The sequence below is a fragment of the Mesorhizobium sp. WSM4810 genome (assembly GCF_055811235.1).
In genome coordinates, this window is record NZ_JBVVQV010000025.1 from 69,453 (window position 1) to 90,140 (window position 20,688).

At 56.6% G+C, this 20,688-nt stretch carries 16 protein-coding genes and 1 pseudogene; 5 read left to right on the forward strand and 12 right to left on the reverse strand.

Going from position 1 to position 20,688, the window contains the following annotated elements; all coding sequences use genetic code 11:
- Positions 1-23: 23 nt before the first annotated feature.
- The gene (locus AC0L3O_RS27690) at positions 24-1,238 is read right to left on the reverse strand and encodes an aminotransferase class V-fold PLP-dependent enzyme (protein ID WP_473617198.1); all 1,215 of its coding nucleotides are present in this window, start codon (positions 1,236-1,238) and stop codon (positions 24-26) included.
- A gap of 146 nt (positions 1,239-1,384) precedes the next feature.
- Between AC0L3O_RS27690 and AC0L3O_RS27695 the strand changes: the two genes are divergently transcribed.
- Complete coding sequence (locus AC0L3O_RS27695; protein WP_008878117.1) at positions 1,385-1,858, forward strand: Lrp/AsnC family transcriptional regulator; 474 nt, start codon at positions 1,385-1,387, stop codon at positions 1,856-1,858.
- 282 nt (positions 1,859-2,140) lie between these two features.
- Positions 2,141-3,319 carry a M24 family metallopeptidase gene (locus AC0L3O_RS27700; protein ID WP_473617200.1) on the forward strand — a complete coding sequence of 393 codons (1,179 nt, stop codon included), beginning with the start codon at positions 2,141-2,143 and terminating at the stop codon, positions 3,317-3,319.
- Between the two features lie 308 nt (positions 3,320-3,627).
- Here AC0L3O_RS27700 and AC0L3O_RS27705 read toward each other — a convergent pair whose 3' ends face one another.
- On the reverse strand, positions 3,628-4,233 hold the full coding sequence (locus AC0L3O_RS27705; protein ID WP_473617201.1) for a 4'-phosphopantetheinyl transferase family protein: 606 nt from the start codon (positions 4,231-4,233) through the stop codon (positions 3,628-3,630).
- Positions 4,234-4,582: 349 nt separating this feature from the next.
- On the opposite strand from AC0L3O_RS27705, the pseudogene AC0L3O_RS27710 reads away from it, so the two are divergent.
- The 3 genes and pseudogenes from AC0L3O_RS27710 to AC0L3O_RS27720 all read left to right on the forward strand — a co-directional run.
- Positions 4,583-4,922 (forward strand): annotated as a pseudogene (locus tag AC0L3O_RS27710) (integrase core domain-containing protein); the annotation flags it as partial.
- A gap of 229 nt (positions 4,923-5,151) precedes the next feature.
- Complete coding sequence (locus AC0L3O_RS27715) at positions 5,152-5,685, forward strand: hypothetical protein (protein ID WP_473617203.1); 534 nt, start codon at positions 5,152-5,154, stop codon at positions 5,683-5,685.
- The gene (locus tag AC0L3O_RS27720; protein ID WP_473617204.1) at positions 5,682-6,956 is read left to right on the forward strand and encodes a DGQHR domain-containing protein; all 1,275 of its coding nucleotides are present in this window, start codon (positions 5,682-5,684) and stop codon (positions 6,954-6,956) included. Before AC0L3O_RS27715 ends, AC0L3O_RS27720 begins: the two co-directional genes overlap by 4 nt.
- Positions 6,957-7,122: 166 nt before the next feature.
- On the opposite strand, the gene AC0L3O_RS27725 is transcribed toward AC0L3O_RS27720, so the two are convergent.
- The 10 genes from AC0L3O_RS27725 to dndC all read right to left on the reverse strand — a co-directional run bounded on the left by AC0L3O_RS27725 (position 7,123) and on the right by dndC (position 20,679).
- A complete protein-coding gene (locus tag AC0L3O_RS27725) occupies positions 7,123-7,614 on the reverse strand; it encodes a hypothetical protein (protein WP_473617206.1) in 492 nt (163 codons plus the stop codon).
- Entirely contained in the window at positions 7,614-9,593 is a 1,980-nt protein-coding gene (locus AC0L3O_RS27730) for a hypothetical protein (protein WP_473617207.1), read from the reverse strand. The genes AC0L3O_RS27725 and AC0L3O_RS27730 overlap by 1 nt, the downstream gene beginning before the upstream one ends.
- On the reverse strand, positions 9,583-9,780 hold the full coding sequence (locus tag AC0L3O_RS27735; protein ID WP_473617208.1) for a CxC ATPase DNA modification system associated small protein: 198 nt from the start codon (positions 9,778-9,780) through the stop codon (positions 9,583-9,585). The genes AC0L3O_RS27730 and AC0L3O_RS27735 overlap by 11 nt, the downstream gene beginning before the upstream one ends.
- Positions 9,770-11,731: a DEAD/DEAH box helicase family protein gene (locus AC0L3O_RS27740; protein WP_473617210.1), complete on the reverse strand. Its 1,962-nt coding sequence runs from the start codon at positions 11,729-11,731 to the stop codon at positions 9,770-9,772. The genes AC0L3O_RS27735 and AC0L3O_RS27740 overlap by 11 nt, the downstream gene beginning before the upstream one ends.
- A gap of 31 nt (positions 11,732-11,762) precedes the next feature.
- Positions 11,763-14,345, reverse strand: coding sequence for a sigma factor-like helix-turn-helix DNA-binding protein (locus AC0L3O_RS27745; RefSeq protein ID WP_473617211.1), 2,583 nt, complete (start codon positions 14,343-14,345; stop codon positions 11,763-11,765).
- A gap of 11 nt (positions 14,346-14,356) precedes the next feature.
- On the reverse strand, positions 14,357-15,442 hold the full coding sequence (locus AC0L3O_RS27750; protein WP_473617212.1) for a GTP pyrophosphokinase: 1,086 nt from the start codon (positions 15,440-15,442) through the stop codon (positions 14,357-14,359).
- Between the two features lie 231 nt (positions 15,443-15,673).
- The gene (locus AC0L3O_RS27755) at positions 15,674-16,846 is read right to left on the reverse strand and encodes a cysteine desulfurase family protein (RefSeq protein WP_473617213.1); all 1,173 of its coding nucleotides are present in this window, start codon (positions 16,844-16,846) and stop codon (positions 15,674-15,676) included.
- Positions 16,843-17,214 (reverse strand): DNA sulfur modification protein DndE, encoded by a 372-nt coding sequence (dndE, locus tag AC0L3O_RS27760; protein ID WP_027168786.1) that lies wholly within the window; start codon positions 17,212-17,214, stop codon positions 16,843-16,845. The genes AC0L3O_RS27755 and dndE overlap by 4 nt, the downstream gene beginning before the upstream one ends.
- Positions 17,195-19,195 carry a DNA sulfur modification protein DndD gene (dndD, locus tag AC0L3O_RS27765; RefSeq protein WP_473617214.1) on the reverse strand — a complete coding sequence of 667 codons (2,001 nt, stop codon included), beginning with the start codon at positions 19,193-19,195 and terminating at the stop codon, positions 17,195-17,197. Before dndD ends, dndE begins: the two co-directional genes overlap by 20 nt.
- A complete protein-coding gene (gene dndC, locus AC0L3O_RS27770) occupies positions 19,192-20,679 on the reverse strand; it encodes a DNA phosphorothioation system sulfurtransferase DndC (RefSeq protein WP_473617216.1) in 1,488 nt (495 codons plus the stop codon). Before dndC ends, dndD begins: the two co-directional genes overlap by 4 nt.
- Positions 20,680-20,688 lie beyond the last annotated feature (9 nt).

The following is a 20,688-nucleotide window of genomic DNA, read 5'->3' on the forward strand; positions in this document are numbered from 1 at the left end:
CTCCTATCTGTGCAGACCGCCGGTTACGCCGCGGCTTTTTTCCATCGCCGAGCGAGGTCGATGACGTGATCGACCTCGTCAGCCGTGTTGTAGAGATGCAGCGAGAAACGCAGCATTCCACGGCGCGCGGAAACAATGACCTTCCTCTCGGCGAGGTAGGCCTGCAGCGACCCAATGTTGATGTCGGACGCTGCGCCCCCGAGGCCGGACATATCTCCAAGCGCCACGATGCTTCCGGTATGGGTTCCAGGACGACCGCCAGCTACGGGCAAACCGAGATCGTGGAGACCGGCCGCGAGCTTTGCTGCCAATTCGCGGACGCTTCGGTCGATTGACGCTATACCGAAATTGCTGAGTTGCCTGATAGATGCATCGGCTGCGATCAGGCCTGGAAAATTGTAATGCCCAACATCGAAGCGCGCCGCGCCGGTCCGCATTTTGAAGACTTCTTCGATCGGTGCGGATTCCGGCGCATCACCCAGATCGACGCTAAAGCGGCCAAGGTAGGCCGGCGTCAGCCTCTCGGCCCATTCCCGGCGGCAGTAAAGGAAACCCGAGCCGTAAAGTCCCATCAACCCCTTGACGGTCGACACCGCCAGCCCATCCACACCCAATGCACCCACGTCCGTAGCAAGGATGCCGACGGACTGGGTCCCGTCAGCCAAAAGGAAGGCGCCTTTACTCCTGCAAGCCTCGGCAATGCGCGCGGTTTCCGTTCGGAAGCCGGGGACCATCGTGACAGTCGCCAGTGCAACGACGCGAGTTCGCTCATCGACTGCTTTGGTGACAGCTGCCACCGGCAGCATGCCGTTTTCCGGCTCTATGGTACGGACCTCAACGCCATGCCGGGCCTTTATGTGCAGCCAGGGCAAAATATTGTTCGCGTGTTCGAGCTTCGGGCACAGGACGACATTGTCGCCCGCCTTCCACTCGATCGCATTGGCGATGATATTGATGCCCTCAGACGCGTTTTTGGTGATTGCGACTTCGTCGCTGGCAGCGCCAATAAACGCGGCAAACCGACCACGCGTGAGCTCAACATTGTGCAGTTGGGGATGCTCATCGTTGACACCGGCGAGACGCAAGTCGAGATGGGCGTCAAACGAGGTACGGGTGGTCTTCGAGATAAGACCCTGGTTGGCGACGTCCATGTAGATGAAGTCCGAGGTCGCGGGGAATTCGCGTCGGGCTTCTTCAATAGGCAACGGCCGCGTGTATCGGTGAAAGCTTTGGTCCAAGGATTCGATCCGTTAGCAAGAGGTCGATCGGGCGCTAATACGCCTGACGCCCAGATTTTAGACTTTCGGGCTCGCCGTATTTTAGCTAAGATAGCCGCTCAGACGCATTTTTAGTGCACAAACCGTCTCTCCTTTGGAGTTTGCCGATGGAACTTGACCGCATCGATCGTAAAATCCTCAACGCTCTCCAGCTCAATAACAAGCTGACGATGGATGAACTGGGCGCGGTGGCCGGCATTTCTCCGACGGCATGCCAGCGGAGGGTCAAGCGACTACGCGATGATAAGGTGATTGAAGGCGACGTTTCGCTGGTTTCGCCTGAAGCTATCGGCCGCCCTTTAATGATGCTGGTGTCAATCGATCTGGAGCGCGACCGCGCAGACATAATTGACCGCTTCAAACAGGCGATACGGCGGACCCCTGAAATCATGAGCGCCTACTTTGTGACTGGGAACGCCGACTTCATGCTGATCATCTCGGTCAAGGATCTTCAGGAGTACGACGCATTTACCCGCCGCTTCTTCTACGAAAACAATGACGTACGCGGGTTCAGCACAATGGTCGTGATGGACCGCACAAAATCGTCATTGGCTGTCCCGATTGACGTGGAGCGAGCCTAGCTGCCGGCGGTCCTGGTTGTCTTACCGTCGCTTGGTTTGGTAACGCTGACAAAAGTGTTCCCTCGTGGACTTCAGTCTCTGTCTAACAACGGGCTTCTACCGACAAAAAAGCAGTCGCGTGTGCAATATGGATTTGCATTCCGTTTTGCCGCAGCGACGGTTCCATGCGCCAAGCTCGCCGATAACGCAGGTTTTCTGCAACTCGGAGCTCTTTCGGGGGGAGGACCGCCTCTTCAGCGGTGCTAGCTTCTGCAAATTGAGTGGCTAGCTAAAAGGGCTCCGATGAAAGTTTCCGGCATTGACAGCGTCGTGGTCGAGAAAGACCTCGCTTTCACCATAGGTGAGTATCAACGGCGTCTGAATGCCGTCCGTAAGGGAATTGCGGCACGGCAGCTCGACCTTCTGGTCGTTACGATTCCTGAGAACATGCTTTATCTCAGTGGATACAACACGCTTGGCTACGCTTCCGCACAGTATCTACTCGTTCCTCTTGAGGGGCAGCCCTTTCACATCACCCGCGGGATCGAGGAGGTGAATGTTCGAGCATACAGCTGGATTGACGACAGTTCCAGCTACATGGACCACGAAGTCCCGCTCGAATTGCTGGCGGAAACACTGCGCGATCTGGGCTACGCGAAGTCAAAGATCGGATTCGAGAAAAAGGCTTGGTTCTTCTCTATCGCGGACTACGAAACGCTTAAGGCGCTACTTCCTGACGTTTGCTTCGAGGACGGCTCAATGATCGTGGAAACGGTGCGCGTCGTGAAGTCAGATGCCGAGCTGGATTATATCCGACAGGCAGCTCGCATTGCGGAGGCGGGCATGGAAGCCGGCATCAACCAGATTCGAGCCGGGGTAAACGAAAATGAAATCGCGGCCGAGATTCAGCGAGTGGTGACGCTCAAGGGGAGCGAATATCCTGGCTATCCACCTTTTGTCACCTCGGGCGTGCGCACAAGCTATGCGCACGGGACATGGTCCGGTCGCGTCATTGAGAAAGGGGACCCGGTATTTCTGGAACTTTCGGGCACCGTGCGACGCTACAGTGCCGCCATTATGAGAGCTTCGGTCGTCAGTCCGGTCAACCGCGAACTCGAGAAAATGGAAGATGTCTCGCGCCGGGCTTTAGAGAACATGCTCGCCGGCATCCGCCCGGATCGCCCGCTTGGTGAAGTGTGGGATATCTGGTCGAAAACCGTGAATGATGGTGGCTACGAGGGTCGCTTCAAACGCACAGGATATTCCATCGGCATCAACTATCCGCCGGATTGGGGCGAAGGCCACATCCTCTCTTTTAAGCGGGGAGAGACGCGAACGCTCAAAGCCAACATGGTTTTCCACATCCCGTCGATGATCAAGGCGTTCGGTTTTGCCGATGTCGGCACCAGCGAAACGGTCCGCGTAACCGACACCGGGTGTGAAATCCTAACCACCTACAAGCGTCAACTTTACGTGCGCTAAGTCACGGGCGGCTGTGGTTTGTCGTCGCCACGCGCGCGTAGATGGCGCTCACGGCGTCGGGAAATGCGCCGTCTTAATCGACCTCCCGATTGGTTCCCGCAGCCCCCGGCTGCAATACCGCTCTTTTGGCGGGCGCAGTGATCATGTCCATTGCTGACCACTGTCGAAAAAGCGCTGTTAAGGCTGGGTGATTCAAACATAATCACATTTCCGCTTGCACTGTTCGCGGAAATTGGACGGTATCGCCCGGGTTTGGAATCCAAGAAGGGGCAGGACGCAAATGCCCTCTGGCGCAGCAACCGCGCAAATCAGGTGGCCGAAGATGATACCCTTTCTGACCGTGGCGCCGCAACGAAGACTGCGGTGAGTATCAGTCCATTTGCGATGACAAACCGGCCGCGAAGCTCCCGCGCATGATCGCCGACCGGCACGAGTGTGTGGAGAACGCGAGCACAAAATGTGCCATCATCCGGCATGATGGTGACTACGGCGTCCTCGAAGCCCAGCCATTCACGTGTGAGCGGGAACCATGCCTTAAAGAGGCTTTCCTTAGCACTGAAGAGCAACCGGTCCCAATTGAGGTGCCCGGGTGCGTTGGCCAGCCAATATCGCTCCTCATCGACCGAAACGAGCTCCAACACGCCAGACGGCAATTCCTCGTCGACTTCTGCATCGATTCCAAGCGCAGCATAGTCCCCACGCTGAGCGACGGCGGCGGCATAGAATTCAGCACAATGTGTTATGCTGCCAACGACACCAGGTGGCCAAACTGGTTCACGGTGGGGTCCACTTGGGATCGCGCAGGGAGGGAAGCCGAGCCTGGACAATGCCGCCCTAGCACAGGCTCGCCCGATCGAGAATTCACGCCTTCTGCTCTCGACTGCAGTGGCGATTGCACTCTCTTCTTCGGCCATCACTAGGGCCCCGCTGAGCTCGCTTGCCCGACAGGTTTGCACGGCAACGTTTGGGGGGAGCAGCCTATCCAGATTTCCTCGCTCTCTCGACCACAATGTGCTGCTGGGCGGCTCATGCAGATCGCGCTGCGGCAACAGCCGCCCTCTGTCCCTGCCGTTTGAGCGGATTGACATTCGCACCCGGTCAAGCATGCACAGATGCGTTCCCTCATTGGATCTGGCTGGTCAGTCACAGTCCCGGGCAGAACCGTCGCCACGTTCAGGTCAGCTTTTTGGCCTCGACCCGATCCCCGACTGAGCGATTGCGCATTCCTTTTGAGATAGTCGATCTGCCCGAGCATTACAAACAAAGATCGGCTATCCGAAGACGGTCCGCGTTGACCAAGGCTCCGAGTTCGTCTCCCGGGACCTCGACCTATCGGCCTATGCGAAAGGCGCGCCTACATCGAGCTTTCAACGGCCGCTTCAGCGCGGAGTGCCTGAACGCCCATTGGTTCCTGGCCCTTGCTGACGCCGCTGAAAAGTTGGAGGATTGGCGCAGAGACTACAACAAGGTGCGCCCGCATAGTGCGATCGGGCACAAGGTCCCGATCTCGTCTCTCAATCAGAATAGCGCCGTCAGCCCCCATCGTGAAAAGGCCCTGAAACTTCACCTTGCTTTGGTCCAGAGGATGGGATCGGAGCAATAACTGCCGAGGCTCTAATCGCCCCTGGATGAAACTTCAGTGGGAGGTCACATTGTTCTTATTGCTCTCAATCTAAATTGATGGTTATGGGATTTGCAGTCTAAAATTAAGAGCGGGGTGTATATGCCTCCCTAGTCGAGTTGACTGCCCTGGCTTTGCCGATCACTGAGGCCGTGCTTCCTCCGGCGACTGCTCGAGCGACTGATAGTGAGGAATGGTGGCATGTGGACTCATGGTGAAAGGTGATATGGGAGCGGCTGGAGGAGGGTGGAGTGAACTCCGCCGTGACGTTTGGCGTCGCACCACGCGACCGGCGGCGCATGCAACCTTTGTCTTTTTCTTTTTCGGCAGCGTAGTTTTGATTGGCGGCCTAGGAATCTGGGTGGAGTTGATCAACGCGGCAAAGGCGCCATCGTCTACAGATTTTTTGCCCGTACGCACAGCGATGGCGACATTTTTTCCGGCGCTGATCGGTTCGACATGCTTCCAGATCGTGTTGGGGAAGTATCTGAAGGCGCTGCGCGCGGTCGCGTTCGTTGGCACAACAGTCATCGCCGCTGTAGGTTTTTGGTTAATCCTCGACCGCAACCTTTCTACCGCTTTGTCGCTATCCATCGGAACGCTGGCTTCTCTTGTATCTCTTTGGTTCTGGTGGATAGCAAATGCCGACAACCCCGACTTTTTTGACGAGCCACTGGACCAAGCGGCCTTAGGAGGCAGCACCGACAGCCCCCTTCGTGGCGACCTTGGAGGTTTTGACGCATGACCACGTTCCCATATCGAACCAAGGCCCTCCGCGTTCGTCAGGAACTCGCAGAATGTTGGGTAGTAGCACTGCCGGCTCGTCTGCTTCTCGATGTCTGCTTCAGTGACGTCCTCACTGCCGAGCACACTGACGACGCAAGCAGGCCATACAATCTCGGCGGAATTCAGCGTGAATATCGCGAGAAACGGCTGCAGGAGATCGGCAAATATATCGACAGGGACGACGCGGCGTTCCCCAACTCGATCATCCTGGCGGCGAATTCGCGGCCGAGCGACGGCATGACCGAAGACGATCCGGTCGATCAAGCGGCGGAGGATGCAGAAGAAGGTAAGCCAGCTGACAATTTGGAAATCGCCCATGGCAATCCAAGTCTGACCGACCGACGCTGGCGCATTGAGGTAGCTGACGACGGTTGCGATGAGCTGGTGATCCCAACCAAAGACAAGCTCGCTGCCGTGGTGGACGGCCAACACCGCCTGTTCGGTTTCGCGAAGGCAAAAGTGGTTGAGCGACTTAAGATGGAGATGATCTGTGCGATCTATCTCGACCTGCCGAAGCCGTTTCAGGCACAGATATTTGCCACTATCAACTCGAACCAGAAGCGAGTGGATAAGAGCCTGACCTATGAAATGTTCGGCTACAACATAGACGATGAGGATCCGTCTTTCTGGAGTCCAGACAAGCTTGCAGTGTTCCTGACGCGCCGTTTGGGCAGCGACGACGCCTCACCCCTTAAGGGACGGATCGTCATCGCTCCCAAAAAGGACGCTCAACTTGCGGCGCTCACCGGTCACGGCGGGTGGAAGGTCTCGACTGCAGTTGTTGTTGAGGGAATTGCGCGACTCTTCACGAGCAACCCAAAGACGGACGCGAATGATCTCCAGACACCCGCCAAGGTGCGGCGCGCCGACATTCAAGAGCGCAGACAGGATAGAGCGCCTCTGCGCGCGGCCTACTTCGCAGGTCAGGACATCGTGATCTACACCATGGTTCTGAATTATCTCGTCGCTTGCAACGAGGTATTCTGGTCGGCTGCGCCCGCAGACTCGTTCATATTCAAGACGGTGGCCGTGCAGGCGCTTTTCGACATTTTACGTCGTTTGGCTCCCGATGCTTACGAACGGAAAGTCATCTCGGTCGAGTACTTCCGATCAATTCTACAGCCAGCACGCGGATTGAATTTCAGCGAGGATAAGTACCGCAATGCGTCGGGATCGGGCCGCAGCATCATTCGTCGGGCAATCGAGGAGCAAATTGGACTTGCGAATTAACTCGATCACTTGCCATCTGCATCACAGGTGAACAAGCGTCATGCCGAAGGAGATCCCTGGAGCGGGCTCACTTCGGCGACAACGATAATAGAGTAGCAGGCTGGACGCCGCCAGCCCCGGCTTTCGCTGGCACGCCGACGGGTCGCCTATCTCATCTCTTGGTATCTCAAGACGGCTGTGAACTCGCTGGCAAGCGGTCAATGGGCGCCACCGCCTGATCGATAAGCTGTACATAGTCTCGGAGAAACTCCTCACCTGAGTACGGCTTGGTTTCGCGCTGCTCAGATAAATAGTCGTAGCCCCCGCTTGAGTAGGCGTTCATTCGACGCATTCCTTCGTCCGTAAGTTGGTTGGGACTATGTGGGTTCACAAGGCGCTTGAATAAAGTGCGGACGGCGGTCCGTTCCGTGACGTCTATTCCGCTTTTCCTAAGTTCTGCAATCACCAGCAGTCCAATCAAGAAGCGACTAGCTGGCTTATATTCCTCGACGAAATGATCAACCATCTCTGTCGTGGGAGCATTCTCATTGCTGCGCCCACTGGCGAAGCCCGCCATCAAGCACAAATAATATTGATCAAAATCAACTTTGAAATGTTCGAAGTCCGCGATCTGGTTGAACCAAGCTCGAGCGTCATTTCGAATGCGGAAGCGAGCCATTACAAGTCCTGTTCATCTGTGACGTCGAAAGACATAAAGTAGTTGCGATCGTTGACCATAAACGCGTTATCGGTTTTGGTCACTCCAGCCAATGGTAGGGCGCGCTCCAGGCGCTTCGTACCCGCTGTCCGGCGGAAAATAGTCAGGAAAAGGCAATCGTCACAAGCTTTCTCGAGCGCTTGAACGAATCCCGCCCGCTCCGTATTAATAGTGAAACCGACAAACTGCGTGCACAGTTCCGGGATCAGTTTTCCAATATTTCGTCTCACGCCCTCGTCAATCGAGTGTGCAGGGCTATCGACGACGAGTGGGAAATCATTGTTTCCCCGATTGAGGGCACTCATCAAGAAAGTGTAACCCACGGACAGTTTCTGTCCGACACTTGCGCCAGATTGGTTGGCAAGATGAAGCGACCTGTCGATGCGATCGATCCGAAGCGGATCATTCGCAAGCACCACCTCCAGCCTTTTGTTAGAGTCCCTGACGAGCTCGGCTCGAATCTTGTCACGCGCCAAAACTGATGCACGTTTGAGAATGGCCTCAAGAACATCATTTTTGCCCTTTAGCTCCACGGTTTGGGTCAATTCAGCTATCGCTTGACCAACCTCCTTCAATTTTCTGTCGACGAGCTTGATGGAAGTGATCGGCCCGCCTGTATCTTGTTCTGTCGGCGCATCGATGTCTTGCAGCACTTGCTTGCATCGGATGAGCTCATCTTCAAGGTTAGCAAGAGCTTCTTGCCAACCTTTCAGTTGCTCGTCTCCGGCATCAATCAGCTTTTTCGTCAAGGCCCGCAAAGTCTGGGCTGCGTCACGTTGCTGTCTGCGGGCCGAGGCAAGATCAACGAGCACTCTCTCGAGTTGCTTGTGAGCAGGCTCCTCGCCCGGCGCAGCCACAAAGACGCTGATGTCATGCTTGAGCGCGTTGATGGTTCCAGATTCCTCTATGTCGAGATACCCCTTGGCGCGCTTCAAGATCTCGTCGCGAGCGACATCGCTCATGGGACGGCCGCAAATGCAATCGGGCTCCTGCACGAGGTCTGCGAAGAACTGCGCGGAGGTGTTTTCAGGAAGCTTCAGATGATCGAGATTCTCCTTGAGCTCAATGAGACTCTCTGAGAATTTTGGATGAACGGCGAGCGGCATGCGCAGCAGCGTCATAACCTCACCGGACGTCTTACTGACTGCCCCATTCGCGCCCTGCAGGGCCAGTTGGGCCTCGTTATGTTGAACCTGAGTTGTTTCGACGCTGCTGAGCCGTTCAGCTATTTTTTTAGAAAGCTCGGCCGCTATGGTGGACCCTTCATCTATTTTGCGCTGGGCACGTTCGCGCGCCGTCTCAAGATCAGCCTTGCGCTTAAGCAGAGTGTCGCGGCGACTGTTCAGTTTTGCCAGCCCGGCTGCTGTTTTGGGCCCGCCTTGACTGGTACGCCGCTTCCACTCGGATTCCGCCGTTCGACTGACAACCTCAAGGAGGTCCAGTTGACAGAGCGCACTGATTGCCTCATCGGCGCGTCCAGCATCCTGCTTCAACAACTTGTCGGCAAACTCGCCGTCAAAGATGAAAAGGTGCAAGAAATCGGGCGTGAGAAATTTAAACATGGACGTTGGCGGTTGCCATCGGCTGACGACACCTCCGCTTCCCGGAGTTGTGGTACGATATGATGCCGTTCCATTGTCAAAATCCAAGATAAGCTCGATCGTTAAGGGGCGCTTATCCATCAGCAAGGAGACACGGAACTGACCAACGTCGCTGTCATCGCCAGGCCGTCGCAAGTCACGGATCTCGGACGGTTTCCATTCTACGGCAGCACCGGTTAGGGTGGCTCTGATAAGTTCAAGGGTCGTGGTCTTGCCCGTACCGTTGGGCATCTGAACCAAAGCGACTTTTGCTGGTGTTCCCGACTGCCCGGCTAAATTCACTTCAACATCGGGGCATCGCAGCCCAACGCTGGCCCACCCGCTAAGGCTAATCCGCATCATCGGTATCCTTAACCTTTATCGCCTCAAAAACATTCTCATAGAACTGCAAGTTTTGATCCTCACTGCCTTCGCCATCACTCAAAGATTTGAGCCACGCTGTCAGTCGTTGAGCCACCGCATTGGGCTGATCGGCAGCGGTGATTGCAGCCTGAAGGGCCTCTTCGAGTGCGGGATCAAGCGCCATGTTCATCTCCCTTTCGAACTGAAGATAATGCTGTAAGCCAAGCACAACGCTCCTGATCAGCGTTTGGGATCGTGTCCGTTGGACTGGCGGGTCTAACGAAATCAACTACCAGCGCACGTTTGTCCGGATGCAAAGGATCAATCCGAAGACAGCGGCCAATTCGCTGAATCGTCTCCAGTTTGGCACGCGCCGATGCAAACAACACAACTGTATTTAGCGATCGGATATCTATTCCCTGGGAGATCCGATGGCATGTAATGAGGCAATCGATCTCTCCTCGAGCGAAGGCGACAAGATGGTCACGATCGTCCTCGGCATAGTAGGTTCGGTAGAGGTGAGTGTGGTGGTGCAGCATCTCAAGGATGCGAGCTCCATATTCCTTCGTTTCAACGAACAGGATACATCGGTCGAGAACGGATGGATTTGCCTTGAGATAATCCTCGAAGATTGTTGGCTTCATTTCGGCCGTCTTATAGACCTTTGCAATGTCGGTCCAGATTTCCTCGTTGCTCATAGGGTTGCCGTCGGCCAGACGTGCCGCCTTCTTGGAATAGATAGCTTGAAGTCGATCGCGATCCCCGAGCGTCAGATCGTAGGACAGCGGCAGATAATCGAATTCACTCAGCACACCGCGTGAGATCGCCTTTTCGAGCGGAAACTGGTACAGAACAGGACCGAGTTCAGTCCCAATGAACGCATTGCCATCCTGGTCATAGGCGCGGTCGGGCGTGGCGCTGAGACCCGCTCTGTAGGGAAAAGCCTCATGACGTCCGCGAAGAGCGTCGACCAGACTTGGTGTTCCCAAACCATGGACCTCGTCGTGAATGATCATCATTCGCGCTTTTGCGGCACCTGAAAGCCTGTCGATAAGTTTTCGAAGTTGGCCGCGCGATATGACAATTAACGCATGATGTGGGTCGAGCGCGAACTCGCCGAGCTCATGATAGCGTTCGTAGTGTCGGTAGATGAGCCAGCGAGGTCCGCCCGCGAGGTTCCATTGTTCAAGCTCGTCTGCCCATTGATCCAGGAGGTCGGTCCCATCCATCGCAACAATCGCGCCGTCGATCGATTTTGAGGCAATCAATGACGACAGGATTTTCAGCGCCGTGCGAGTTTTGCCTGTACCGGTTGCCATTTCCAGAATCCCGGTGCCGCCTTCCAGAAACGCTGCCACTGCTTCGTCCTGATGTAGCCACCGTTTGTCGGGCTCTGGACCCGGCTTCGGCTGTTCTTCCGCCACGGGTGTTCTGTGGCGAGGTGCTCGCTCCCGCAGTCGGCTGAGCACCGCGGTCGATGGCGTTAAAACATCAAGACCTGAAGCCTTGTTGTTCCACGCCTCGTCGAACTGTTCCGCCTTTGTAGCGACCCGCTCTTCCTCCCCCGGCACCCACGACCGGTAAACGTCAATCGACTCGTAATTCCTGCTATGACCGCTGCGGGTTTCATTGGCAGAACCCGTGAAAGCGACTTGAGAGCCGTTTGGGAAATCGAAAACGCCAATCTTCTCATGAAAGATGCCCGGCAGGGGGACGTGTTCTGGAAAGGCGAATTTTATGAGAAGACGGTCGTTTGCCACGAGCCAGGTGAAGACATGGGCGAGGCGACCTGAATCCGCCGGGTCGCCGAGGAGGGCAATAATCTCGTCGAGGATCCGCTCGACGATAATGGCTTGATACTGCGCCACTCTTTCTGGAATGTCGAGCGCCCTCAAGGTCGCGGCGTCCGCCGAGGAAAGCTCCGGAGAGGCAACCATATGAACAACCAATTCGCCGTCGACCGCTACCCGCGTCAGCGAGTCAGTCCAACTTAAAAGTGCGGAGGTGGAGAAGTATCCAACAGCTCGGCGATAAAGGGTGGCCAGCCGCAGGCATGGTCGAAAAAAATCAGCGGCCAAGTCGTCTTTTCCACTGCGGTAGTGAGACTTGAGTTCGGGGACGCTTGGCGCGTTCATATCCGCAAAGCCCCTGCAAGCCCGGGGGACCTCATTCCGCAAGCAGCCATTGCAGATTAGCCTCTCTTTGCCGGGCTTCACGGGACCGACGGCGCTCTGCCATCAGCCACTCGAAGGGATCATCACGTGTCTCGTCTACGACGGTCTCAGGCTGTTGCTCGAGCATCGCAACGACAGCAGAGTGGCTGATCCAACTTCTTGGATCGGGTTTCGCATGAGAGACTTGCCGTGCGAGTTGCAAGCCGGCGCCGCGGCTCCAGTCAAGCTCTCCCGTATTCGCCAGTTCCTGTGTCAGCTGACGGCGCACGACATCGAGATTGGAAGTAGCAGTGTGCCGCATTTGCCATAGATAGCCCTGTCCGTCTGGTTCCTCCAGGACACCTAAGCAAACCAGCAGAGCCACGAAGCCAGCGCCTGCGTGAGAGTCGATGCGGCGACCCGATAGCCGATTTGCAGCAATCCAATTCAGCCCACCTTGACTCTGCGCATATACGCAGGCCGCGAGGACCCGCTCCAAGGGCGGCAGCTCGTACGCGGCATCGCGCCGAAGCGTCATTCCAATCGCGAAACGACCATGCTGATACTTGAGACGCTGCCAATTTGCGCGCTCAGCCGAAACGACCGGCCAGTCGTCGGGATCAGCTACAGAGAGGAGCGAGTTAAAGACGTCTGCATCGCCGGAATGGCGAGCCCACCGACATAGTTTGAACTCCGCCGTCGGGGTCCAAAATGGAAAAATCGTCCGAGGCTCTCCAGCATATCGGGCAAGAGCATAGAGGCGAGCCTGATTATCATTGAAAAGGATCGGCAAATCATCTGGGAGATATTCAGCACTTGAAACGTGCTCGGGCAATCCATAGGTGCCGGGCAGGACACGGATGAAAAGTTCGCGACGGGTAATCAGAATAGGCCCTATGCTATTGGCAGATCGACCCTCTGGAAGAATAGTCTCGGCTCCGTCGAGCAGTTCTCCCAGTCTTGTGGGACCGCGGGCTCGGAGAGCCACCTGCAGCGCGTGTGCGATCGTCCCCGGTTCTTCTTGTTGAGGTTGCTCGGCCCGTTCGGCTGGTGCTAGGCTTTTCAGCGTCGTGCCGGCAGTGCCGATTGCCAACCAGCTACCCTCTTCGATCTCCAGAAACAGATGCGACGCGGCGCTCATGACGATCTCTGCATCACGCTCGCAGCAAAGATCATTTGCAAAATGAGCATGATAGGCCGGCAGCAAGTCCTCGACGGGCCGTGCTTGACCTGCGGCAGCAAGGAGCGTGTGTAGGCCAATCAAGCGTGTCAAGCGAACTCCGACGCGCGGTGGCATTACATAACCAAGCCGAACGGGGTTCCCAAGGACAAGTTCACATGCCGCCATCGCATCTTCAAGATTTGCGTTCGTCAAAGCGCTCAATGTTTGTGGGAGCATAGAGCGAGCAATCTTCTGTTGCAGGTCCATCGCCACCGCTTCGACCAATGATGCGTCACCCAGGGGATGAAGCCAGCCTTCGGGCAGCGGCAGGGCGATACTGTCAATCCACCGGTCGAGCGCGATGCTGAAGATGTCCAACGCCAATGTCACATAAGCATCGACATTGCGACGACGGGAGGACAGCTGAGCTCTGGTGAGTAGGGGCGCGCCTTGAGCAATCTTTAGCCACTGCCCCGGCCCCTCCTGCTGGAGCAGCAGCTCGATAGGGTTACGCCGAATCTGCGTTCGCAATTTACGCAATGATTTCGCTTCGATTTGGCGAATTCGCTCTCGGGTCACACCGTAGTCGGCGCCAATTTCCTCCAACGTTTCTCTGCCTACTTGCCCAATTCCATTGCGTCGTTTGAGAATTACGGATGCACGCAGGTCGAGTTGTGACAAGAGCCATTCAAGGCGGTCAGCCAGGCGCTCATGTTTTGGAGTGACCTGCTGGCCCAAAACAAGGGTGTCAGGCGCTGTGTTCAGGCTATGTTCGTCAGCACCGCCTTCCTTGTCGATTATTAGCGATATCAACCGTTCCTGTCCGGCAATGCCTTCCTCAGTGAGCCGCCGATGAATGTGCCGTTCGCACATCCGGCGGAATTCCTTGACCGACTTACGCCCACAATTTCGCGTCTGCGCGATCCTATGGGTGGTATTCAAGAAATTCTCCATGGCGTCCGGAAACGCCATGTCCTTGAAAGGCGGCCGAGAGAGGACGGATTCGAGCCGTGTCGACAGGACCTCTTCGCTGGCGATTGCGCCAATCGTGTCGCCGTCAAAAAGGCTGATGAGGTCCGATCTCTCGGATTCACTAGCGGCAGCTGAAGTCCGTGTTCGGCTTGAAGGATCAATGCCACAAGACGCACACTCGGCTTGGATTAACGCCTCTAGTTCTTGCGCGCTCTTGCGTCCTAAATTTCGCACGTCATGCAGCATTCTAGTCTGGGCCAGGGACCCTGCATCGAGGTAGTCGCCGATCGTCGGGTAGGGCAAATTTCCGGCCTTGTCTGCCACAGTCAGGGCGTTCCCAAGCCGGACTGACACGTCGTTTTCCTGAACCAGATCGACCAGTGTTCGCATGCGAATGGCTAAGGCGACCGAATTGGTCAATTCCGTATCCGTAGCCGGATGGTCGATAAGAGATGAAAGCATCTGATCTCCTGTCATCTGCTAGGCTCTTTATCTGCTGGTTGTGCCTGCAAGAACTCTCGAAATTTGCGGACCAGGTAGTAAATGCGGCCTGGGCGCCCCTTCCCGCGCCCAGCGGGGTGGTTCTCCTCGATCCTTTCGGAACATTTGGCAAGCATCGCTATCAGGATGAGATCCGCGGAACGCCGATTGAGGGCAAGCTCGGGACTGCCAGACACCTCCAGAAATTTGTTGAATTCATCAATCAGTGTCGAGGCGACCTGCGGATTGAGTGCATCGGCCCCTAGAGCCTTCTCCATCTTTCCTGCCGATGTCAGCCCCAGAAGCACAGCTTCGTCAAATGCCAGTCCAGCATTTACTGATAGATCAGCGTCGGGGAAATGCTTGCGCATACGCGCCACAAAATCATGCACATCGCCAAAATCGCCTGTCTGCACTGTCATGCGCGCGTAGTTGGCAGCAAGAAGTTGCGTAATCGCGGCATCACCCGAACGCGTTAGGTGGCCTAGGGCCTCAAGGAGACCGCGCTCGGCTTCGCCAGGGCCTCCGCCCTCAGGTTTGTAGCCTATATCGTGTTCGATCTCATTCCATACATGCGCCATCATCGAACAGATTTGCACTTCGCAACTTGAGCCGCGCAGATTTCCATAATCGCCAAGGAGTTCCTCTTCGCGCAGGAATACTTGACAGTGAGTGGCGCGGTAAAATTGGCAGTTGGTGGGATCGAGCTTATCCTTGTGATCGATCTCGACCGTCTCACCCTCCCGCCCGGCAAAGAGCGCCTTGATTGCCTCGGTGACGCGTGGTTCGTCCTCTGGCCGATATGTCGCCACTCGAACGCCTGCGAAGTCCCCAATTTTCTCGAAAACCTCGTCTACCGACTTGAAGTTTTTATCGGACCTCTTCGCGAATCGTCGGAGCTTGCCGTCGAAACTCCTGACCGTTTTTGTGCGCGAGGTGATTTGCGCACGGATCGCGTTCCCTTCCACGATGCTGGATCGACATATATCAGCGACGCGCGCTGCGAGTTTGAGGTACCGATCGCGCTCCCGATCATAGCGCGACACCGCAGCGTCTATCACTTCGTCAGATATTGGCATCGACCGCCCCACGCCGAGCGTAGATTCGCTTGCGATTGGCCGTCTGTCTATCAGAATTGTAATAGATTCCAACAGTAGGGAGCATGCAAAAAAATCAGTTATCGCCGTTGTTCACAGTTGCGCGGCGCCGGATGAATGTACAGTAGAGAAGCCAGCCGGCGATCGTCTGACCTCTAACGCCGGCGGCGAGACGGGGCAGCTATCTCTCTCGCAAAGGTGCTTTTTGGAAGTTCAGGCGGCGAACCGGCGAAGCTCTTCAACCGCTTCGATCAGAGCGATCGTAAATTGTGCCATTTGATCGGCGGTTGAAAATCTGCCTGGCGAGACCCGAAAGGCCTGTCGCGCTCTCGCAGTATCACCGAACATGGCGAGTAACACGGGGCTTGTTCGAACTTTGTCAGTAGCACAGGCACTGGACGCGGAAAAGCTAGCGACAGAGTTTAGCCGGTGCATGAGGGCCAACGGTTCGACCCCGGCAATCGATACCGAAACGTTTCCAGCAATACGTTCGAAGGGATGACCGTTGAAGCTGACGCCGGCAATCGCGGAGGTGACCTCGTGAACGAATTTGTCGCAAAGCCCGCGCAAACGCGCATCGTCAGCCACACATTCGCGGCCAGCAATATCAAGTGCGGTTCCAAGACCGACAATGAGGGGTACATTCACGGTACCGGACCGAAGCCCACGTTCCTGTCCGCCGCCAAATGAAACAGGCACGAGCCGAGCGCGCGGCGAGCGCGACCGAACATAGAGGGCACCCACACCCTTTGGCCCGTACGCTTTGTGCCCGGAAATGCTCGCAAGATGGATGTGTTCGGCCATAACGTCGATGCGCCTATGAACCAGCAGCTGCGCGAGGTCGGCATGAAACAGGACGCCGCGTTCCTCACATACAGCGCCGATTTCAGCGATGGGTTGAATGGTCCCTACTTCGTTGTTGGCGCCCATGATTGATACCAGGCTCGTGTCGTCCCGAATTGCCGCGGCCACGTCGGAGGGTGATACTCGACCCTGTTGATCGACCCCGACAATCGTGACCTCGAACCCTTGGCGTTCCAGCTCCCTCATCGGCTCCACGACAGCGGGATGCTCGATAGCGCTCGTTATCAAGTGCTTACGTTCCGGCCGTGCCCGCGCGGCGCCAATGATCGCCATATTGTTGGCTTCGGTGCAGCTGCCGGTCAGCACGATTTCGTTCTCACGAGCGCCCAACGCTTCTGCGATCTGCGCTCGCGCAACCTCCACAGCTGCCCTAGCGCGATTGCCGTGGACATGCTCCACACTCGACGGATTTCCGAACACCTCGGTGAAAAACGGAAGCATGGCCTCAAGGACCCTGGGGTCCACCGGGGTGGTCGCGTTGTGGTCGAGGTATATGGGCTCCTCGTTCGCTTCACGTTTCATGCGGCGAGCACCAGACGACCCAGGTCCGCCGCAGATTTGGCCCGCACAGACAAAGTACCCACGCCACGGTGAATGTGAGCACGAAGACGCGCAACGAGATCGTCGTTCGATAGCGGGCTGGCGCCGCCCTCGTCCTCTTCAACAAAGCGTAACAGAGCGGCAATCAAGCCAGTATACTCGCCCGTAAGCGTGTAGGCGTTAAATTCCTGGCCGCCCTCGTCAGGAGCTGGCGCAATCGCGGGCCCTTCTTCGAGGGAGAGCATGATCGCGGTACGGCAAAGAAGGTTAGGGGTGACCCCAGTGCGCTGACGGATCGAGCGTAGCTTGCTTGTCGCCTCTGTTGAGATCCTAAGCTTGTTGTAGCGCAAGCTGACCTCCTTCGTCGCAACCGCCGAAGTAGCCTGGAATGGCTCTTGTCGCGCGCTGATCGGGCTCGTAATCAAGTCTGTAGGAGTGGCTGATGCTCGGTGTGAGTTCCTTGAGCAGCTGCGCGTCAACTTCGGTATCCGTGGATAGAACGATGACCTGATGGCTTGCCTCGGGGAAATACCGTTCGACAATGGCTGTTCTGTGCTCGCTATCAAGTCGCGCCAGGGGGGTGTCGATGATCATCGGGAGCGCCCGGCCGCTGGTGCGAGCCAGTGCCCACAGCATGGCGATTGCATAGACCTGTTTTTCCCCGGCAGACAGGCTCGACTTTGGAATCTCAGCTCCCGTCCTATCGATCAGCGTCGCGTCAAACGATGTGCGGTCGATACGCACATCCGCGACAAATCCCCCTTTGCGGGCCAGGTGATTAAACCTGCTAACGAACTCTGTCTGGAGTTGCGCAAGCTTCATATCGAGTAGCCGCTCCTCATAGAGCTGCAACGCTCGGCCCACGCGCGTTGCCAGTGCGGCACGCTCTTCACCGGCCTTCGCTTCGGTCTGTGCCTTAAGCATGCGGTCACGTTCGCGGGTCAGTCCAGAGCGTTGAATTTCCAGAGTGTGGAGTTCGTCAGTCCGGGCTCGCAACACGGCTTCGGCAGTTCCGACCGACTTTTCAGCCAAGAGCAACTCATCCAGAACGATCCCTGCTGCGTGGCCGGAAGCACGCACCAGATCGGCATCGACACGACGAAGTTTGCGTTGCAAGGAGTCCAGTTCAGACACAGCCAAGGCTGCACGCGACGCAATGCTTTCACGAGCTTCGACAAGCCGTGCAGCAAAACGCCGCCGTTCGCCGGCATCCAACTCCGAAACGGAACCAGCGGCGGCACCGACCGCTTGTTGCCGTTCTGATTCAAAAAAAGCATCCAGGTCACGCCAATGACTTTCCTGCCAACGGGCCGTGCGCGCTGGTGTGTTGGTTTTTCGCCATGTACCCACGCGTTCTCGAAAATCGACCATATCCTCCCGCGGCTTTTCCCCGGCGTGCGCTAAAGCAACCGAAAATCGCCGGAGCAATCTCGGAGCCGATGCGAATGGGAGCAGACCACCGGCAAATTCTCGAATCTCAGCTTCGCGGCGCGCAATTTGTTGGCGCAACTCATCGCGCGAAGCCTCAATTTGAGCGCGGCGGTTTGCTGCGTCACCGCCTTCAGCAATAAACCGTTGACGGACATTTAGGGCCACTCGGGATTGAGACGCATGGCGCGAGGTGAGTTCAGCAACGTCCTCAGCCATTTCCGCAATGCGACGATCGAGTGCGGAGATCTCGCGAACAATCGTCTCAAGCCTAACAGCCTCGTCATTGCCTTCACGACGACCATGTCTAGCAAGATAGAGACCCAAGTCGGTCCGCAGACGTCCAACAAGCTCGATACCCAGTAGACCGCGAACAGCTTCGGCAAGACCCTCGTCGGGATCGTCTCTGGCGATTTCGGCAATCTTTTCGCCGTCAAAGAAGAACAGCTGGGAAACGCCGGGTGGTATCATTTCTTGCAGGAAGCTATGCCATTCGTCACGTGGCACGGCGTCGACCGGCGCCCCGTCTTTTTCCAACGTCAAGGTCTCGACGGTTTTCGTCCCGCGCGTCGCCCAGCGCCGCAAGACCTCATACCGATGAACTACACCACCTTCGGCGTAGTCGAACTCGAGCCCGACCGATCCAAAAGTCGCCGGGCGTCCATCCGATCCGACATGAAGCCGGCGCCGCAGATGCTCCTCATATTCGGATTGCGCCACCCGATAGCCAAGCGCACGCCTCCCATAAAGGGCAAGCCGCACCGCTTCAAGCAGGGTGGTTTTGCCGGCGCCGTTCTTGCCGCCTATCAGGACGACAGGCCTTGCTCGCGCCGGCAACAAATCCAGACGCTGGCGACCGGCATAAAGACCGAAGTTCTCAAGTGTGATTGATCGCAGCCTCAACGCCCATCCTCACCGACCATATCGAACGGAAGTTCCAAATCGTCAACAACAGCCAACACGCTGCCGTCCTCCAACCCGAGTGTGCGCCGCCGCTCGGCTACGAGGACATCAAGATCTCGCCATTCAAGCCTGAATGCGTCCTCAATACGCGTGTGCACGGCATGCCTACGCTTAAGACCATGTGAAGCTCGCTCGATATCAAGCAATTTCATCACGAGTTCGGGCGGAACCTCATTGTCCGCGCACACGGAAGCCAAGAGCTCACCATCGTCGGCGGTGAATGCAACAGAATCTTCCGTCACCCACTCGATGTCATCGCGACCGAGCGTCTCGCGTACGATACGCGGAACGGTGTCCGCCCAGTCACCACGCTCAGTGCGCCACAGCCGGCGGATTTCGTGCAATTCGTTCTCATGAATCAGAATTGGCGCTTCGCCTGCAGGCGCCTCACGCGCAACTTCTTTTTGTGTTTCGAGCAAGCGACGAAGCAGAGTTCGACAGAATTCCATGGTGTACGGGCCGGGCATGACGCGGTCAGTCTCACCGATAAAATTCACTTGACCAGACTTGCGCCGAAAGTCTCTGAATTCATGCTTGCGTTCTGGATCCTGGGTCTGCGAAAGCATGTCACGGTACTCAAGAAGCGGTGTCAGCCACTCCTCGCCTGAATCAATCATCGACTCCATTGCCTTGTCACGTTGCACCACGGTGCAAACCCAGCAGCCAAAGCGGGAGTTTCCGCAAGACGGAGTCGATGTGTCCACGACCAACGGACACTCGCCCGCGCTGGCGTTGCGGTACATTGCAACGAGATCGCGGTTGTCATTGCCCCAGGGAGATTCATTCTGAAGCAGGTAAGTCCAGACGTGGTCCGTCGAAAAATCCGCGATTGGCGCGTAGACAAAGGCGTTCATCAGCGACGAGTGGCGCCGCAGCCGAGACCCCTCTATCTGATGCAATGACATTACCTGGGCGCGCGTCGCAGATTCTTGTGACCGGACGCCGAGAACCATGACGACTTCACCGAACTCAGCGACGCGGCTTTTGATGAAAGCATCGGCCGGCTGGATCTTGAGCCGCTCAGTGCACCACCGAAAGCGGCGTGACGGGGCTGGGTATCCCTTCCCGATCAAGCTCACCCAAAAGCTATCTTCCAGCTCCGGGACGACCTTGTGCGTGACGACCGGCATGTTTTGAGCGGCCGCAGCCGACGAGATGCGGTCAAGCGTGACGTCTATATAGCGCGACACCACAGGCGTTTCGACGAGGGTGTCAGAGCTGATAACATAGATCGTCTTGGTCCGCCGTTCAGACGGCAACGCAGCGATTGCCGTCCAAATAAGCTGCAGGGCGGTGGTCGAGTCTTTTCCTCCTGAATAACCAACCACCCACGGCCGAGCATCGGAAAGGTAGATGTCCCGAATGTCGTCCAATATGGACGCGATTCGGCCCGCCCCGTTGGAATCGTTATTTTTTTTGCTCACGGCATTTCT

Excerpts from the sequence above, each read along its gene's own strand:
- AC0L3O_RS27695 (WP_008878117.1), top strand. The coding sequence starts at position 1,385 with ATGGAACTTGACCGCATCGATCGTAAAATCCTCAACGCTCTCCAGCTC.
- AC0L3O_RS27700 (WP_473617200.1), top strand. The coding sequence starts at position 2,141 with ATGAAAGTTTCCGGCATTGACAGCGTCGTGGTCGAGAAAGACCTCGCT.
- AC0L3O_RS27740 (WP_473617210.1), bottom strand. The coding sequence starts at position 11,731 with ATGAACGCGCCAAGCGTCCCCGAACTCAAGTCTCACTACCGCAGTGGA.
- AC0L3O_RS27730 (WP_473617207.1), bottom strand. The coding sequence starts at position 9,593 with ATGCGGATTAGCCTTAGCGGGTGGGCCAGCGTTGGGCTGCGATGCCCC.
- AC0L3O_RS27735 (WP_473617208.1), bottom strand. The coding sequence starts at position 9,780 with ATGGCGCTTGATCCCGCACTCGAAGAGGCCCTTCAGGCTGCAATCACC.
- AC0L3O_RS27715 (WP_473617203.1), top strand. The coding sequence starts at position 5,152 with ATGGTGAAAGGTGATATGGGAGCGGCTGGAGGAGGGTGGAGTGAACTC.
- AC0L3O_RS27745 (WP_473617211.1), bottom strand. The coding sequence starts at position 14,345 with ATGCTTTCATCTCTTATCGACCATCCGGCTACGGATACGGAATTGACC.
- AC0L3O_RS27750 (WP_473617212.1), bottom strand. The coding sequence starts at position 15,442 with ATGCCAATATCTGACGAAGTGATAGACGCTGCGGTGTCGCGCTATGAT.
- AC0L3O_RS27720 (WP_473617204.1), top strand. The coding sequence starts at position 5,682 with ATGACCACGTTCCCATATCGAACCAAGGCCCTCCGCGTTCGTCAGGAA.
- AC0L3O_RS27755 (WP_473617213.1), bottom strand. The coding sequence starts at position 16,846 with ATGAAACGTGAAGCGAACGAGGAGCCCATATACCTCGACCACAACGCG.
- AC0L3O_RS27725 (WP_473617206.1), bottom strand. The coding sequence starts at position 7,614 with ATGGCTCGCTTCCGCATTCGAAATGACGCTCGAGCTTGGTTCAACCAG.
- AC0L3O_RS27705 (WP_473617201.1), bottom strand. The coding sequence starts at position 4,233 with ATGGCCGAAGAAGAGAGTGCAATCGCCACTGCAGTCGAGAGCAGAAGG.